Source organism: Peiella sedimenti (assembly GCF_030504955.1).
GTDB lineage: Bacteria > Pseudomonadota > Alphaproteobacteria > Caulobacterales > Caulobacteraceae > Brevundimonas > Brevundimonas sedimenti.
In genome coordinates this window covers 879448-893178 of record NZ_JAUKTR010000001.1, presented here as the reverse complement: position 1 = coordinate 893178, position 13731 = coordinate 879448, and the positions used below count along the sequence as shown (strand labels likewise).

16 protein-coding genes and 1 pseudogene are annotated in these 13731 nt (G+C 68.6%); 15 read left to right on the top strand and 2 right to left on the bottom strand.

The window, feature by feature from the left end:
• Nucleotides 1–109 precede the first annotated feature (109 nt).
• The gene (gene mmsB / locus Q0812_RS04625; protein ID WP_302109106.1) at nucleotides 110–1021 is read left to right on the top strand and encodes a 3-hydroxyisobutyrate dehydrogenase; all 912 of its coding nucleotides are present in this window, start codon (nucleotides 110–112) and stop codon (nucleotides 1019–1021) included.
• A 3-nt stretch (nucleotides 1022–1024) separates the two neighbouring features.
• On the opposite strand, the gene Q0812_RS04620 is transcribed toward mmsB, so the two are convergent.
• Nucleotides 1025–1543 carry a hypothetical protein gene (locus Q0812_RS04620; RefSeq protein ID WP_302109105.1) on the bottom strand — a complete coding sequence of 173 codons (519 nt, stop codon included), beginning with the start codon at nucleotides 1541–1543 and terminating at the stop codon, nucleotides 1025–1027.
• 199 nt (nucleotides 1544–1742) lie between these two features.
• On the opposite strand from Q0812_RS04620, the gene hemA reads away from it, so the two are divergent.
• The 12 genes and pseudogenes from hemA to Q0812_RS04560 all read left to right on the top strand — a co-directional run bounded on the left by hemA (nucleotide 1743) and on the right by Q0812_RS04560 (nucleotide 12002).
• Nucleotides 1743–2972 (top strand): 5-aminolevulinate synthase, encoded by a 1230-nt coding sequence (gene hemA, locus Q0812_RS04615; RefSeq protein ID WP_302109104.1) that lies wholly within the window; start codon nucleotides 1743–1745, stop codon nucleotides 2970–2972.
• A complete protein-coding gene (locus Q0812_RS04610) occupies nucleotides 2944–3141 on the top strand; it encodes a DUF6898 family protein (RefSeq protein WP_302109103.1) in 198 nt (65 codons plus the stop codon). Before hemA ends, Q0812_RS04610 begins: the two co-directional genes overlap by 29 nt.
• 207 nt (nucleotides 3142–3348) lie before the next feature.
• Nucleotides 3349–4632, top strand: coding sequence for a serine hydroxymethyltransferase (gene glyA / locus Q0812_RS04605; RefSeq protein ID WP_302109211.1), 1284 nt, complete (start codon nucleotides 3349–3351; stop codon nucleotides 4630–4632).
• A gap of 4 nt (nucleotides 4633–4636) precedes the next feature.
• Nucleotides 4637–5113, top strand: coding sequence for a transcriptional regulator NrdR (gene nrdR / locus Q0812_RS04600; RefSeq protein ID WP_302109102.1), 477 nt, complete (start codon nucleotides 4637–4639; stop codon nucleotides 5111–5113).
• Nucleotides 5113–5835 (top strand): RibD family protein, encoded by a 723-nt coding sequence (locus Q0812_RS04595; protein ID WP_302109101.1) that lies wholly within the window; start codon nucleotides 5113–5115, stop codon nucleotides 5833–5835. Before nrdR ends, Q0812_RS04595 begins: the two co-directional genes overlap by 1 nt.
• Nucleotides 5836–5954: 119 nt before the next feature.
• Nucleotides 5955–6545: a riboflavin synthase gene (locus tag Q0812_RS04590; protein WP_302109100.1), complete on the top strand. Its 591-nt coding sequence runs from the start codon at nucleotides 5955–5957 to the stop codon at nucleotides 6543–6545.
• A pseudogene (ribB, locus tag Q0812_RS04585) lies at nucleotides 6542–7195 on the top strand (3,4-dihydroxy-2-butanone-4-phosphate synthase); the annotation flags it as partial. The gene Q0812_RS04590 and the pseudogene ribB, both read left to right, overlap by 4 nt.
• A gap of 31 nt (nucleotides 7196–7226) precedes the next feature.
• Nucleotides 7227–7694, top strand: coding sequence for a 6,7-dimethyl-8-ribityllumazine synthase (gene ribH / locus Q0812_RS04580; protein WP_341923498.1), 468 nt, complete (start codon nucleotides 7227–7229; stop codon nucleotides 7692–7694).
• Nucleotides 7691–8230, top strand: coding sequence for a transcription antitermination factor NusB (nusB, locus tag Q0812_RS04575; RefSeq protein WP_425281545.1), 540 nt, complete (start codon nucleotides 7691–7693; stop codon nucleotides 8228–8230). The genes ribH and nusB overlap by 4 nt, the downstream gene beginning before the upstream one ends.
• Nucleotides 8139–9209: a thiamine-phosphate kinase gene (gene thiL, locus Q0812_RS04570; RefSeq protein ID WP_425281544.1), complete on the top strand. Its 1071-nt coding sequence runs from the start codon at nucleotides 8139–8141 to the stop codon at nucleotides 9207–9209. The genes nusB and thiL overlap by 92 nt, the downstream gene beginning before the upstream one ends.
• 45 nt (nucleotides 9210–9254) lie before the next feature.
• Nucleotides 9255–9683, top strand: a complete 429-nt coding sequence (locus Q0812_RS04565; RefSeq protein WP_302109098.1) for a hypothetical protein — start codon at nucleotides 9255–9257, stop codon at nucleotides 9681–9683.
• Between the two features lie 186 nt (nucleotides 9684–9869).
• A complete protein-coding gene (locus tag Q0812_RS04560) occupies nucleotides 9870–12002 on the top strand; it encodes a sodium-translocating pyrophosphatase (RefSeq protein ID WP_302109097.1) in 2133 nt (710 codons plus the stop codon).
• Between the two features lie 114 nt (nucleotides 12003–12116).
• Here the strand turns inward: Q0812_RS04560 and Q0812_RS04555 are convergent, their stop codons facing one another.
• Nucleotides 12117–12575, bottom strand: coding sequence for an outer membrane protein assembly factor BamE (locus Q0812_RS04555; protein ID WP_302109096.1), 459 nt, complete (start codon nucleotides 12573–12575; stop codon nucleotides 12117–12119).
• Between the two features lie 122 nt (nucleotides 12576–12697).
• Between Q0812_RS04555 and Q0812_RS04550 the strand changes: the two genes are divergently transcribed.
• Both Q0812_RS04550 and Q0812_RS04545 read left to right on the top strand, forming a co-directional pair.
• Nucleotides 12698–13222 carry a ubiquinol-cytochrome C chaperone family protein gene (locus Q0812_RS04550; protein WP_302109095.1) on the top strand — a complete coding sequence of 175 codons (525 nt, stop codon included), beginning with the start codon at nucleotides 12698–12700 and terminating at the stop codon, nucleotides 13220–13222.
• Nucleotides 13219–13722, top strand: a complete 504-nt coding sequence (locus tag Q0812_RS04545) for a YceD family protein (RefSeq protein ID WP_302109094.1) — start codon at nucleotides 13219–13221, stop codon at nucleotides 13720–13722. The genes Q0812_RS04550 and Q0812_RS04545 overlap by 4 nt, the downstream gene beginning before the upstream one ends.
• The last annotated feature ends 9 nt before the right edge of the window (nucleotides 13723–13731 follow it).

Genomic DNA, 13731 nt, shown 5'->3' with positions numbered 1-13731 from the left:
GGGCCGGCGGCGACGCCGGCCCTTTTTCCGTTGCGGCGACGCTTCCGCTCACGGGCTCGGCGCGCTAAGCCCGCCCGCACCCCTTCAGACGTTTTCAGGAGACCCAGCCATGGCCGCGCCGAAAAAGATCGCCTTTATCGGGCTGGGGAACATGGGCGGCGGCATGGCCCTCAACCAGTCGAAAGCCGGGCGCGACGTGGCCGCCTTCGACCTGTCCGAGGCGGCGCTCAAACGGGCCGGGGAGGGCGGCTGCCGTCCTGTCGGCTCGGTCGTCGAGGCCATCAAGGACGCCGAGGTGGTCATCACCATGCTCCCGGCGGGGCCCCACGTGCTGAAGGTCTATTCCGAACAGATCATCGGCGCGGCGCCGACCTCGGCCCTCCTGCTGGATTGCTCCACCATCGACGTGGAGACGGCGCGCAAGGTGGCCGCGATGGCCAAGGACGCCGGCTACGCCTTCGCCGATGCGCCGGTCTCCGGCGGCACGGCCGCGGCCGATGCGGGCACGCTGGCCTTCATGGTCGGCTGTGACGAGGCCGACTTTCTACGCATCGAGCAGGCTCTCGAGCCTATGAGCCGCGCCACCATTCGCGCCGGCGACCACGGCGCGGGGCAGGCGGCCAAGATCTGCAACAACATGCTGCTGGGCATCTCGATGATCGGCGTGGCCGAGACCATCGGCCTGGCGGAGCGTCTGGGCCTCGACCCCGAGCGCTTCTTCGAGATCGCATCGAAGTCATCGGGCCAGTGCTGGTCGATCACCAGCTACTATCCCTGGCCGGGGCCCGTGCCGACGGCGCCGGTCAATCGCGGTTTCACGGGCGGTTTCGCGACCGCCATGATGCTGAAGGACCTGAAACTGGCCCAGGACGCCGCCGCCAAGGCCGGCGCCACCACGCCCATGGGCGCCAATGCCGAGGCCCTCTACGCTCTGTTCGACCGGCTGGGCCACGGCGGCCGCGACTTCTCGGCCATCGTGCAGATGTTGCGGGGCAAGCTGGACGACCTGCCCGCCGATTGACCCTTAGGGGACCATATACTCCCCGAACGCGCGCCCGACGCAGGCCTCCGCGCGGACCCGGGCGTCGGCGTCTTCCGCTTCGTCGGGTGTGAAGACCACTCGCTGCTCATCGCGGTTCAGGGGTTGGCCGTTTCGAGCGCCGCCGAGGCAGGTGAGGGTCACGCCGCCGCCTGGCGACGGCGCCGCCAGCACCGCGATGGCGACTTCCCCGGCCTCGGCCCGCAAGGGGCGCAGGATGTCGCGAACGCAGGTCTCCAACTGGGCCGCTGAGGCACACGGCGTGAACGCGTCCGGCGACAGGCTGGACCCGCCCCAGCCGCCGGGCGCGAAATAGCCGCGCAAAAGCTGTCGGGCCAGCTCCAGCTCCGCCTCGCCGGCGCCGCCGACCGCCAGCAGCAGGGGCCGCGGTGAGGGCGGCGCCGGATGCGGCGCCAGGGGAAAGTCCGGCTCGGACGGCGCAGCGCAGGCCGAGACCGAAAGAAACGCTACAGAGGCGAACAGGGTACGAGCGATCAGGGTCATGTCCTCACGCTAGGCGGGGTTGGTCAGCGGGCCAAGGCCCCACCCCGCGACTAGTTGCGAGTCGTTCGCGAAACCCTTGCGGCGCTTGGCGAAAATGCCTCGCTAAGGGCCTCTCCGGAGGTGACACGGCGGGCCTCTGGTGCGAAAAGCCCGCCATTCGGAGTCGGACGCACCCTTCGCGTCCGGCGGAGCAGGTCTGGTGTACGACTACAAGTCCGCGTTCGAAGCCGCTGTCGGCAAGGTCCGGGAAGAGGGCCGCTATCGGGTCTTCGCCGACCTGAAGCGTGTGGCTGGCCGTTTCCCGCGCGCCGTGCGCCGCCGTGAGGACGGGTCCGAGCAGGACGTGGTTGTCTGGTGCTCCAACGACTATCTCGGCATGGGCCAGCATCCCGTGGTGCTGGACGCCATGAAGTCCGCCGTCGATCAGGCGGGCGCAGGCGCCGGGGGCACCCGCAACATCTCGGGCACTACCCGCTGGGCCGTCGATCTCGAGCGCGAGCTGGCCGCCTGGCACCGCAAGGAAGCGGCCCTGCTGTTCACCTCGGGCTACGTGGCCAACGAGGCGACCCTGGCGACCCTGCAGAAGATCCTGCCGGGTCTCATCATCTTCTCGGACGCCCTGAACCACGCCTCCATGATCGCCGGCATCCGGCACGGAGGCTGTGAGCGGCACGTCTTCCGCCACAACGATCTGGAGCATCTGGAGACGCTGCTAGCCGCCGCGCCCAAGGACGCGCCCAAGCTGGTCGCCTTCGAAAGCGTCTATTCCATGGACGGCGACATCGCCGACCTGAAGGGCACGATCGAGGTGGCGCGCCGGTACGGCGCCATGACCTATCTGGACGAGGTCCACGCGGTAGGCCTCTACGGTGAGACGGGCGCCGGCATCGCCGAGCGCGACGGCGTCCTCGACCAGATCGACATCATCGAATGCACCCTGGGCAAGGCCGTGGGCGTCATGGGCGGCTACATCGCCGCCGATGCGGTGATCGTCGACGCCATCCGCAGCTGGGCCTCGGGCTTCATCTTCACCACCAGCCTGCCGCCGGCCCTCACGGCGGGGGCCCTGGCCTCGGTGCGCCATCTGAAGGCTAATCCCCAGCTGCGCGCCGCCCATCAGGCCCGCGCGGCCGAGCTGAAGCGGCGCCTCGGCGCCGTCGGCATCCAGGTGATGGAGAGCTCCACCAGCCACATCGTGCCGGTGTTCGTGGGCGATCCGGTCCACTGCAAGATGGTGTCGGACATGCTGCTGGAAGAGTTCGGCATCTACGTCCAGCCAATCAACTATCCCACCGTGCCGCGCGGGACCGAGCGCCTGCGCTTCACGCCCTCGCCGGACCACGACGACGCCATGATGGACGCCCTGGTTCAGGCCATGGACGCCCTGTGGACCCGGTGCAATGTCGCGCGGCTCCCCGCCGTCGCCTGACGGGCGCGAAATCCTCATCGAGTTCGTGCGGAACGGCGCGTGGCTGAAGTGTTCGGCCGTCGACGCCGCCACGGGCCGCGAGGCCTCGGCCATAGGTCCCGCCGCCGATCCGGCCGGCCTGGAGCGCATCGCCATCGCCAAGCTGAAGCGCCTGCTGGCCCAGGGCTGAGCCGGTCCGCCACTAGATATTGTGGCCCCGGGCGCTGCGGCGTAAAGCAGTGGGCCTGTTCAAGACCGAAATCGGTTGAGTTGGACGCGCTCCGACGAAACTCAGATTTCGGTCCAGTGTATTAGCAAGAGCCTGATTCACGGCATCGGCGGAATCGCGAAAGCGATCCCACCTCAACCGATCAGGCTCTAGACCGGAGCCGTGTTCGTGTCCGACCTGCCGCCCAAGGGCTATTTCACCGCTTCTCTGGCCGAGGCCGATCCCGAGATTTTCAACGGGATAGAGGGCGAACTTCATCGCCAGCAGGAGCAGATCGAGCTGATCGCGTCCGAGAACATCGTCTCGAAGGCGGTGCTGGAGGCGCAAGGGTCGGTCCTGACCAACAAGTACGCCGAGGGCTATCCGGGGCGCCGCTACTACGGCGGCTGCGAGTATGTGGACGTGACCGAAGACCTGGCGCGCGAGCGGGCCAAGAAGCTGTTCGGCTGTTCCTTCGTGAACGTCCAGCCCCACTCGGGCGCCCAGGCCAACCAGGCCGTGTTCATGGCGCTGCTGAAGCCCGGCGACACCTTCCTGGGCATGGATCTGGCCGCGGGCGGCCACCTGACCCACGGCAGCCCCGCCAACCAGTCCGGCAAGTGGTTCCGGCCCGTCACCTACACGGTGCGGCGCGACGACTGCCTGATCGACTACGACCACGTGGCCGAGATGGCCGAGCGCGAGAAGCCGGCCCTGATCCTTGCGGGCGCCAGCGCCTACGGCCGTCAGATCGACTTCAAGCGGTTCCGCGAGATCGCCGATAGCGTCGGCGCCTGGCTGATGGTGGATATGGCCCACTATGCCGGCCTCGTGGCGGGCGGCGTCTATGACAGCCCCGTTCCCCACGCCCATGTGGTGACCACCACCACGCACAAGACCCTGCGGGGCCCTCGCGGCGGCATGATCCTCTCGAACGATGAGGACCTGGGCAAGAAGATCAACTCGGCGGTCTTCCCGGGCCTGCAGGGCGGCCCGCTAGAGCACGTCATCGCGGCCAAGGCCGTGGCCTTCAGGGAGGCGCTGCAGCCCGAGTTCAAGGCCTATGCGCGCCAGGTGGTGGACAACGCCCGGGCCCTGGCCGCCGTGCTGGTGGAGCGGGGCCTGGCCATCGTCTCGGGCGGCACCGACAGCCACCTGATGCTGGTGGACCTGCGGCCCAAGGGCGTCACCGGCAAGGCCACCGAGATCGCGCTCGAGCACGCCCTGATGACCTGCAACAAGAACGGCGTGCCCTTCGACGAGGCGCCCTTCACCATCACCTCCGGCGTGCGCCTGGGCACGCCGGCGGCCACCACGCGCGGCTTCGGCGTGGCCGAGTTCGAACAGGTCGGCCACCTGATCGCCGACGTCATCGACGGCATGAAGGGCTCGGGCGATGCCGATCCGGCGGTTCAGGCGCGAGTGGCGGACCATGTGCGGGCCCTGACCTCACGCTTCCCCATCTACGGGTGATCCCATGAAGTGCCCCTTCTGCGGCAGCGCCGAGACCCAAGTGAAGGACAGCCGGCCGTCCGACGACAACGCCGCCATCCGCCGCCGCCGCTCGTGCCCGTCCTGTGGGGGCCGCTTCACCACCTTCGAGCGCGTGCAGCTGCGCGAGCTGACCATCCTCAAGCGGTCGGGTCGACGCACGCCCTTCGACCGCACCAAGCTGGAGCGCTCCATAGGCGTGGCCCTGCGCAAGCGCCCCGTGGAGCCGGACCGCATCGAGCGCATGGTCTCGGGCATAGTGCGCCAGCTGGAAAGCATGGGCGAGGTGGAGATTCCGTCCACCGTCGTCGGCGAGCTGGTCATGAAGGCGCTGAAGGCCGTCGATGAGGTGGCTTACATTCGCTACGCCTCGGTCTATCGCGACTTCCGCGAGACCGGCGATTTCGCCAAGTTCCTGGGCGAAGAGGGCCTGGATGAGCCCGAGGGCGGCCGCGGCGCCTGATGCGGCCCACCGTCACCTTGAAGCTGGCCACGTCGCTCGACGGGCGCATCGCCCTGGCGTCCGGCGAAAGCCGCTGGATCACCGGCGAGGCGGCGCGGGCGCAAGGCCACCGCCTGCGCGCGGAGCATGACGCCATCCTCGTCGGCGTCGGCACCGTGCTGGCGGACGATCCGTTGCTGACCGTCAGAATCCCTTCGCCCTTGAGGGGAGAAGGTGGCGCGCCAGCGCCGGATGAGGGTGAGGGCTCCGTAGCTCCATCCGGCGCCGCAAACTCTGCAGGCGGGCCCCTCATCCGTCAGCCTTCGGCCGCCATCTTCTCCCCCGAGGGGGCAAGGAATCCCCTCCGCGTCGTGCTCGACAGTCGAGGCCGCATGCCGCCGAACGCGCGGATGCTGCATGACGGCGGCCCTACAGTGGTCATCGACGGCCGGCCCGAACCGCAGGCCGTCCTCGACCGCCTGGAAGGGGAGGGTGTTGGCACCGTCCTAATCGAGGGCGGCGGCCAGGTGGCGGCCGGCTTCCTGAAGGCCGGACTGGTCGGCCGCATCGAGTGGTTCCGCGCGCCGATCATCCTGGGCGGGGACGGCGTGCCCTGCGTGGACGGGCTGGCGCTTAGCGCGCTAGGCGAGGCCCCCGCCTTCGTCAGGGTTGCGGTTCACGACCTCAGTCCCGACCTGTGGGAGCGCTATGAGCGCCGCCCTTCACCAGGACTGACAGCGTGATCCCCGCTCGTTTTATCCCCGCCGCCCGGAATGGCGTTACGGTCATGTCCGCTTCCGATCTGTCCGGACGATTCAGACGGATCAGACGATGTTTTCGAGCCTGGGCAAGGACGGCCTGAATGTTCACCGGCATCGTCACCCATGTCGGCCAGGTGCGCGCCGTCGCCGATACGGCGCGGGACCGCCGCTATGAGATCGCGGTGGACTGGGACGCATCAAGCCTGGCCATCGGGGCCTCGGTGGCCCACGCCGGCTGCTGCCTGACCATCGTAGAGAAGCTGGACGGCGCCCACGTGGTCGAGGCGTCGGCCGAAACGCTCTCAAAAACCACGCTGGGGGGCTGGGCGCCTGGCGCACGCGTCAACCTGGAGCGGGCCCTCAAGGTCGGCGATGAGCTGGGCGGCCACATGGTCACTGGTCACGTCGATGGGTTGGCTCGGGTGCTCGACATCGCCGTCGACGGCGGCTCGCACCGCCTGACGCTGGAGGCGCCGGAAGGCCTGCACCGGCTGATCGCCGCCAAGGGCAGCGTTGCCCTGGAGGGCGTTTCCCTGACGGTGAACGCGGTCGAGGATCGCCGCTTTACGGTCAATCTGATCCCCCATACGTGGCGGGCCACCACCCTGTCGGACCTCAAGCCCGGCGAGGCCCTCAACCTGGAGGTCGATCCCCTGGCGCGGTATCTGGCGCGTTGGCGAGAGACAGCATGACCCTGCCCGCGACGGACACCACTGAGACCGGGATCGCCCCCATCGAGGCGATCATCGAGGAGGCGCGCCTGGGCCGCCCCTACATTCTGGTCGACGCCGAGGACCGGGAGAACGAGGGCGATGTCGTCATCCCGGCCGACGCGGCGGACGCTCAGGCCGTGAACTTCATGGCCCGCTTCGCCCGGGGCCTGATCTGCCTGGCCATCACGCCCGAACGCGCGCGCCGCCTCGAGCTGGAACCCATGGCGCGGAACAACCGCACGCGCCTGGGGACCGCCTTCACCGTCTCCATCGAGGCGAGGGAAGGGGTCACGACCGGCATTTCGGCGGCGGACCGCGCCCGCACCATCGCCGCGGCGGTGGCGCCGGACGCTACCGCCGACGATCTGGTCAGTCCGGGCCACATGTTCCCCTTGGTGGCGCGCGAGGGCGGCGTGCTGGAGCGGGCGGGTCATACCGAAGCCGCCGTTGACATTTCTCGCCTGGCCGGGCGCGATCCGTCAGGCGTGATTTGCGAGATCATGAAGGACGACGGGACCATGGCGCGCCTGCCGGACCTGATCGCCTTCGCTCGCGAGCATGGGCTGAAAATTGGGACTATCGCCGATCTGATCGCCTATCGCCGCCGCGCCGAGGCCAGCGTAAGGAAGGCCTCGTGACCCGTTCCCGGAGGCCTGTGACTTGAATATCGGCGACCCGCCGCGCGTGCTGATCATCTCAGCCGCCTTTTACGAGGACATCGCCCGCGATCTGCTCGACGGCGCCTGCGAGGTCCTGAACGAGGCCGGCGCGCGCTTTGACGTTATCGAGGTGCCCGGCGCGCTGGAAATCCCCGCCGCAGTCGCCCTGGCCGATGACGCCTCTCGTCGTCCTCTGGGCGCCGCCTACGACGGCTATGTGGCCCTGGGCTGCGTCATCCGGGGCGAGACCTACCATTTCGAGATCGTCGCCGATCAGTCCGCCGCAGGCCTGATGCAGTTGGCGATCAGCCGCGGTCTCTGCATCGGCAACGGCATTCTGACTGTCGAGAACGAGGCCCAGGCGCACCGTCGCTCGTCGCCGCGCGATCTCGACAAGGGCGGCGCGGCCGCGCGCGCCTGCCTTGATCTGATCGACCTCAAGCGCCGCCTGACGGGAGGCTCCCTATGAGCGAAGAGACCGGCGCTAAGCCGAACAGTCTCCAGGCCGTGATGGAACAGCTCGAGGCCGCCCAGGCTGACAACGCGGCCACGCCCCTGACATCGCGCCAGCGCCGCGCCCGCACCGTGGCGCGCCTAGCCGCCGTCCAGGCCCTCTACCAGATGGAGCTGGCCGGTGCGGGCGTGGAGGCTGTCATCAAGGAGTTTCGCGACCATCGCTTCGACTCCGACATCGAGGGCAACGTTCTGGCCGAGGCGGACGAAGACTTCTTCGCCGAGGTTGTGCGCGGCGTGGTGGCCGATCAGGCCGCCATCGACGGCGCGGTCCGCAAGCGCCTGGCCGACAACTGGCGGCTTGACCGGCTGGATGCGACGCTGCGGGCCCTGCTGCGCGCCGGCGCCTGGGAGTTGATGCGCCGCGAGGACGTGGCCGTCGAGGTGGCCATCGACGAATATGTCGAGCTGGCCAAGGCCTTCTTCGACGCGGCCGAGGCCAAGTTCGTCAACGCCGCCCTGGACGGCGTCGCCCGCGATGCCGGACGCTGAGCGACCTGGCGAGTTTGAAACCATAGAGCGGCTGTTCCGGCCGCTGGCCCTGGAGCCCTACGCCAGGGGCTTGCTGGACGACGCGGCCGTGCTGCCGGCGCGTCCCGGCCATGACCTGATCCTGACCAAGGATACGGTCGTGGAAGGCGTCCACTTCCTGGGGGACGATCCTCTAGATCTGGTGGCGAGGAAGCTGCTGCGCGTGAACCTGTCGGATCTGGCCGCCAAGGGCGCCCAGCCCTTCGGCTATCTGCTGTCGTGCGCCTGGAGCCCGCGCTGCGGTTGGAGCGAACGCGAGGCCTTCGCTCGCGGTCTGGCCGAGGATCAACGCCGCTTCGGCGTCGGTCTTTTGGGCGGAGACACGGTCTCAACGCCTGGACCGTTGACCCTGTCGGCGACCCTGATCGGCTATGCCCCTGAGGGAAGCGCCCCCAGCCGCGCCGGGGCCAGGGCAGGGGACCTGCTGGTGGTTTCGGGGACCATCGGCGACGGCGGCCTCGGTCTGCGCGCCGCCCGGTCCGAGGAAATGGGCCTCAGCCGTGCGGAGCGCGACGCGCTGGCGCACCGCTATCGCCTGCCCCAACCCCGCCTTGAGCTTGCCGAGGCTGTGCGCGTCTTCGCCCACGCCAGCGCCGACGTGTCCGATGGGCTTGTGGCCGACGCCGGCCGCATCTCCGCCGCCTCGGGCCTCAGGGCCGTGATCGACCTCGACGCCATGCCGCTGTCGGCCCAGGCGCGCGTGTGGCTCTACGCCCAGGCCGATCCCGCGGGCGCCGCCGCGACACTGGCCACGGCGGGCGACGACTATGAGATCCTCGCCGCCCTCGCCCCCGCCGATCTCAAGCCCTACTGCGAGGCGTGCAAGGCCGCGGGCGTCCCCGCCGCCCTCGTGGGCCGCCTCGAAGCCGGCGAAGGGGTCGAGGCGCGCTGGCGTGATCAGTCGGTCTCTCTGTCGAGACGGGGTTGGACCCATGGCTGAGACCGCGCAAGGGCTTCTTAACCCTGGGCGGGCCACATCAGGCCCATGCGCAGACGCGACGCCCTTCTGGCTGGCCTGGGGGCCCTGGCGGCGGCTCCCGCCGCGGCGGGCGGGCCTTCGCGCGGGAGCAGCTCCGAGCTGGTCGGCATTGATCTGCCAGCTGTGGGCCTGCCTGTCGTGGTCGAAGGGCGGGTCCGCAACTACGTCTTCGTCACGGTGCGGCTGATGATTTCGCCCAGCGCCGACCAGCAGGCGGTCAGGGCCAAGGAGCCCTATTTCCGCGATGCTCTGGTCAAGGCTGGACACCGCACGCCCTTCACCCTCGCCAATGACTGGACCCAGCTGGACGCCGGCAGGATCAGCGCCGCCGTGATGGCCGCCGCACCGGCCATCGCGAGGCGGGGCGCAGTTCGCCAGGCCGTGGTGGCGCTTCAGGCGCCGCGCCGACGCACGGGCATGCGCCGCCCGGGCTGAAGGCCTTAAGCAAGGCCGTTGCGCCCAACGTCGGCATTTGGCACTTTCCCGCCTCAATTCCCGGAGGGCGTGCTTTCGCGCCTGTGCGCTCGGGGGGACCGGAAGGCGGAAGGCCGCTCATTCCTTATGGGCAGGCGCCGCGCCAAGGGTCCGCGCGCAGACACATCCATGAGGGGCTGAAAAGCTATGAGTTCCTACCTGTTGTGGGTCATCCTGGCCGGCGTGCTGGGGGTGGCCTACGGGGCGTGGCAAACGTCCGTTCTGATGAAAGCCAGCGCAGGCAATGACCGCATGCGCGAAATCGCGGCCGCCATTCAGGAAGGCGCGTCTGCCTATCTGAAGCGTCAGTACACCACCATCGCCATGGTCGGCGTCGTCATCCTGATCGGCGCCTGGCTGCTGATCGGCCCTTACGCCGCCGTGGGCTTCCTGATCGGCGCGGTCCTGTCGGGCCTGGCCGGTTACGCCGGCATGCTGATCTCGGTGCGCGCCAACGTCCGCACCGCCCAGGCCGCTTCCGAGAGCCTCGACAAGGGCCTGGCCATGGCCTTCCGCTCGGGCGCCATCACGGGCCTGTTCGTGGCCGGCGGCGCGCTGCTGGGCGTCGCGGGCTACTTCTGGTTCCTGACCGAATCGATGGGCTTCGACCAGACCAGCCGCGAAGTCGTCGACGCCCTGGTGGCGCTCGGCTTCGGCGCCTCGCTGATCTCCATCTTCGCGCGTCTCGGCGGCGGCATCTTCACCAAGGGCGCCGACGTGGGCGGCGACATGGTGGGCAAGGTCGAGGCCGGCATCCCCGAGGATGATCCCCGCAACGCCGCGACCATCGCCGACAACGTCGGCGACAACGTCGGCGACTGCGCCGGCATGGCGGCCGACCTGTTTGAAACCTATGCGGTGACCACGGTCGCCACCATGGTGCTGGCGGCCATCTTCTTCCGCGGCACGGACGCCGTGACCCCGATGATGCTGCTGCCGCTGGCCATCTGCGGCGTCTGCATCGTCACCTCGATCATCGGCACCTTCTTCGTGAAGATGGGCAAGTCCAAGAACATCATGGGCGCCCTCTATCGCGGCCTGATCGTCACCGGCGTGCTGTCGCTGATCGCCCTGTGGTTCGTCATCGACACGCTGGTCCCCGCGACCGTCACGACGGTGGGCGGCCTTGGCATCACGCCGATGGACCTGTTCTGGTGCGGCGTGGTCGGCCTGCTGGTCACGACCGCCATCGTCGTCATCACCGAATACTACACCGGCACGGGCTTCCGTCCGGTGAAGTCGGTGGCCAAGGCCTCGGTCTCGGGACACGGCACCAACGTGATCCAGGGCCTGGCCGTGTCGCTGGAATCGACGGCGCTACCGGCGCTGACCATCATCATCGGCATCATCGTCACCTATCAGCTGGCCGGCCTGTTCGGCATCGCCATCGCCACCACCACAATGCTGGCCCTGGCCGGCATGATCGTGGCGCTGGACGCCTTCGGCCCCGTCACGGACAACGCCGGCGGCATCGCCGAAATGGCGGGCCTGCCGTCCGACGTGCGCGTCTCGACCGACGCGCTCGACGCGGTGGGCAACACGACCAAGGCGGTGACCAAGGGTTACGCCATCGGTTCGGCCGGTCTGGGCGCCCTGGTGCTGTTCGCGGCCTATACTGAGGACCTGCGCCATTTCGCCGAAGAGGCGGACGTGGGCTCGTTCTTCTACGGCCTGGGCGAAGTGGCCTTCGATCTGTCGAACCCCTACGTGGTGGTCGGCCTACTGTTCGGCGGCCTGCTGCCCTTCCTGTTCGGCGGCATGTCGATGATGGCCGTGGGCCGCGCGGCCGAGTCGGTCGTGGCTGAGGTTCGCCGTCAGTTCCGCGAGATCCCCGGCATCATGGAGTTCAAGGCCAAGCCCGAGTACGGCAAGGCCGTGGACATCCTGACCAAGGCGGCGATCAAGGAGATGATCGTGCCGTCCCTGTTGCCGGTGCTGTCGCCGATCGTGCTGTTCGTCGTCATCCTGATGATCCAGTCGGACAAGGCCAACGCCTTCGCCGCCCTGGGCGCCATGCTGATGGGCGTGATCGTCACCGGCCTGTTCGTCGCGGTCTCCATGACCTCGGGCGGCGGCGCCTGGGACAATGCCAAGAAGCTGATCGAAGAGGGCCATCACGGCGGCAAGGGCTCTGAGGCCCACAAAGCTGCGGTGACGGGCGACACCGTCGGCGATCCCTACAAGGACACCGCCGGTCCGGCCGTGAACCCGATGATCAAGATCACCAACATCGTGGCGCTTCTGCTGCTGGCGGTGCTGGCGAGCGGCAAGATCGTCTGATCGGACGCAAGGGCGCTCCGTCGTCTCGCCAGAGGCGGCGGAGCCATCCTGAAACGAAAAACGCCCCGGAGAGCGATCTCCGGGGCGTTTCTTGTTAGTCCATGCGGTCTGGGACTAGTCCCGCGGGCGCTGACCGCCCGGCACCATGTCGTCTTCCAGGCCGGGCAGGCGCTGACGGCCCACATTGCCCAGCAGCTGCTCGAGGATGGTCAGCTGGCGGCCGCGGGTCGGCGTCACGCGCCCGTTCATGCCCACGTCCTGACCGTCTTCCAGATCCAGGTTGTTGACCTCAAGCACGCGCTGCGTCGCCGGATCGAAGGTGATCTCGGTCACGTTCCGCTGCGACACCTCGGCCTTGTGGTAGGTGTACCTCTCGGTCACCTGGGAAATGTAGAACCAGGTATTGGGCTCGAAGGTCGACACCAGCGAGGGCGAGCCCAGCTTGGTCATCACCGTCTCGCGGGTGTCCTGGCCGACCACGATGTCTGCCGGCTGGGTGTCGATGGGTTGGAAGCCGTGACGACCCACAACGGGCGCACAGGCCGCCGCGGCGCCGGCGGCGCCAAGAATCATCAACGTGCGGAAACGGGTAGTGAACATGACGCCTCGCAGCCGGCGGGGGATTACACCGCCCGCTTTGACCTAGCCTTCTTGCCAGACTAGTTCAACGGCGAGGCGGAAAAGGGGCGAAAGCTTTGCTTCAGAGACTGATCGCGAGACGCCGTGACCGACAGGCGGGGGACCGCCTCTATGCCGCCTGCGTCGCCCAGGCGCGCGCGCCGGCCCTTTATCGTGAGATGGGGGTCCCGGACCGTATTGACGCGCGCTTTGAGCTTTACCTGCTGCATGTGGTGCTGGTCATGGATCGGCTGGAGCGCGAGGGCGACCGCGGCGAGGACGTGTCCCGGGCTCTCCTGGGCCGCTTTGTCAGCCAGCTGGACGACGCTCTTCGCGAGATCGGCGTCGGCGACCTGGCCGTCGGCAAGAAGATGCGCAAGCTGGGCGAGGCGATCCACGGCCGCTGGCGCGCCTATCAGGCGGCGCTGGCCGGAGAGGGCGATCCGCTCGAGACCGTGCTGAGCCGCAACGTTTTGGGCGAAGAGCAAGCCGACGCCTCGGCCCTGGCTGCTTACGCCGCCGCTGCGCGCGACCGGCTGGCCGCTCAGGCGTTGGACGATTTGTTGCGGAACGGGCCCAACTGGCCGGAGGTCGCCCGATGAACAGACAACCCTGGACCTATCCCGTCCCCGTCGGCCAGATTCGGGATGGGCTGGACCTGACCCTCGAAGCCGAAGCCGGGGTGCGCGAACGCATCGCCCGTCACCTAGGGCTGGAGGGCCTCGACGCCTTGACCGCGCAGGCCAGCGTGAAGCCGACACGCGACGGCTGGCGCCTCACGGGATCCCTTGACGCCCATGTGATCTATCGTTGTGGCGTCAGCCTTGAGCCGTTTCCAGCCGAGATCAGCGAGGCCTTTGAGGTCAACCTGACCGAGACGCCGCCCGAGCCAACCGACGGGGACTTTGATCCCGAGGCGCCCGAGCCGCCGGACGTGATCGAAAGCGGCGTCATCGACGTGGCCGCCTATGTGGTCGAGCAGCTGTCGCTCGCCCTGGACCCTTGGCCGCGCAAGCCGGGGGTCGAGTTCGAAGCGCCGGAGCCTGAAGCTGAGCCGTCGCCGTTCGCCGTTCTCGCCAAGCTGAAGTCCAAGGACGGCTGACAGCCGCCG

Excerpts from the sequence above, each read along its gene's own strand:
- Q0812_RS04610 (WP_302109103.1), top strand. The coding sequence starts at position 2,944 with ATGTCGCGCGGCTCCCCGCCGTCGCCTGACGGGCGCGAAATCCTCATC.
- Q0812_RS04560 (WP_302109097.1), top strand. The coding sequence starts at position 9,870 with ATGAGTTCCTACCTGTTGTGGGTCATCCTGGCCGGCGTGCTGGGGGTG.
- Q0812_RS04595 (WP_302109101.1), top strand. The coding sequence starts at position 5,113 with ATGCGGCCCACCGTCACCTTGAAGCTGGCCACGTCGCTCGACGGGCGC.
- Q0812_RS04590 (WP_302109100.1), top strand. The coding sequence starts at position 5,955 with ATGTTCACCGGCATCGTCACCCATGTCGGCCAGGTGCGCGCCGTCGCC.
- nusB (WP_425281545.1), top strand. The coding sequence starts at position 7,691 with ATGAGCGAAGAGACCGGCGCTAAGCCGAACAGTCTCCAGGCCGTGATG.
- Q0812_RS04620 (WP_302109105.1), bottom strand. The coding sequence starts at position 1,543 with ATGACCCTGATCGCTCGTACCCTGTTCGCCTCTGTAGCGTTTCTTTCG.
- nrdR (WP_302109102.1), top strand. The coding sequence starts at position 4,637 with ATGAAGTGCCCCTTCTGCGGCAGCGCCGAGACCCAAGTGAAGGACAGC.
- Q0812_RS04555 (WP_302109096.1), bottom strand. The coding sequence starts at position 12,575 with ATGATTCTTGGCGCCGCCGGCGCCGCGGCGGCCTGTGCGCCCGTTGTG.
- Q0812_RS04545 (WP_302109094.1), top strand. The coding sequence starts at position 13,219 with ATGAACAGACAACCCTGGACCTATCCCGTCCCCGTCGGCCAGATTCGG.
- mmsB (WP_302109106.1), top strand. The coding sequence starts at position 110 with ATGGCCGCGCCGAAAAAGATCGCCTTTATCGGGCTGGGGAACATGGGC.
- thiL (WP_425281544.1), top strand. The coding sequence starts at position 8,139 with ATGTCGAGCTGGCCAAGGCCTTCTTCGACGCGGCCGAGGCCAAGTTCG.
- Q0812_RS04565 (WP_302109098.1), top strand. The coding sequence starts at position 9,255 with ATGCGCAGACGCGACGCCCTTCTGGCTGGCCTGGGGGCCCTGGCGGCG.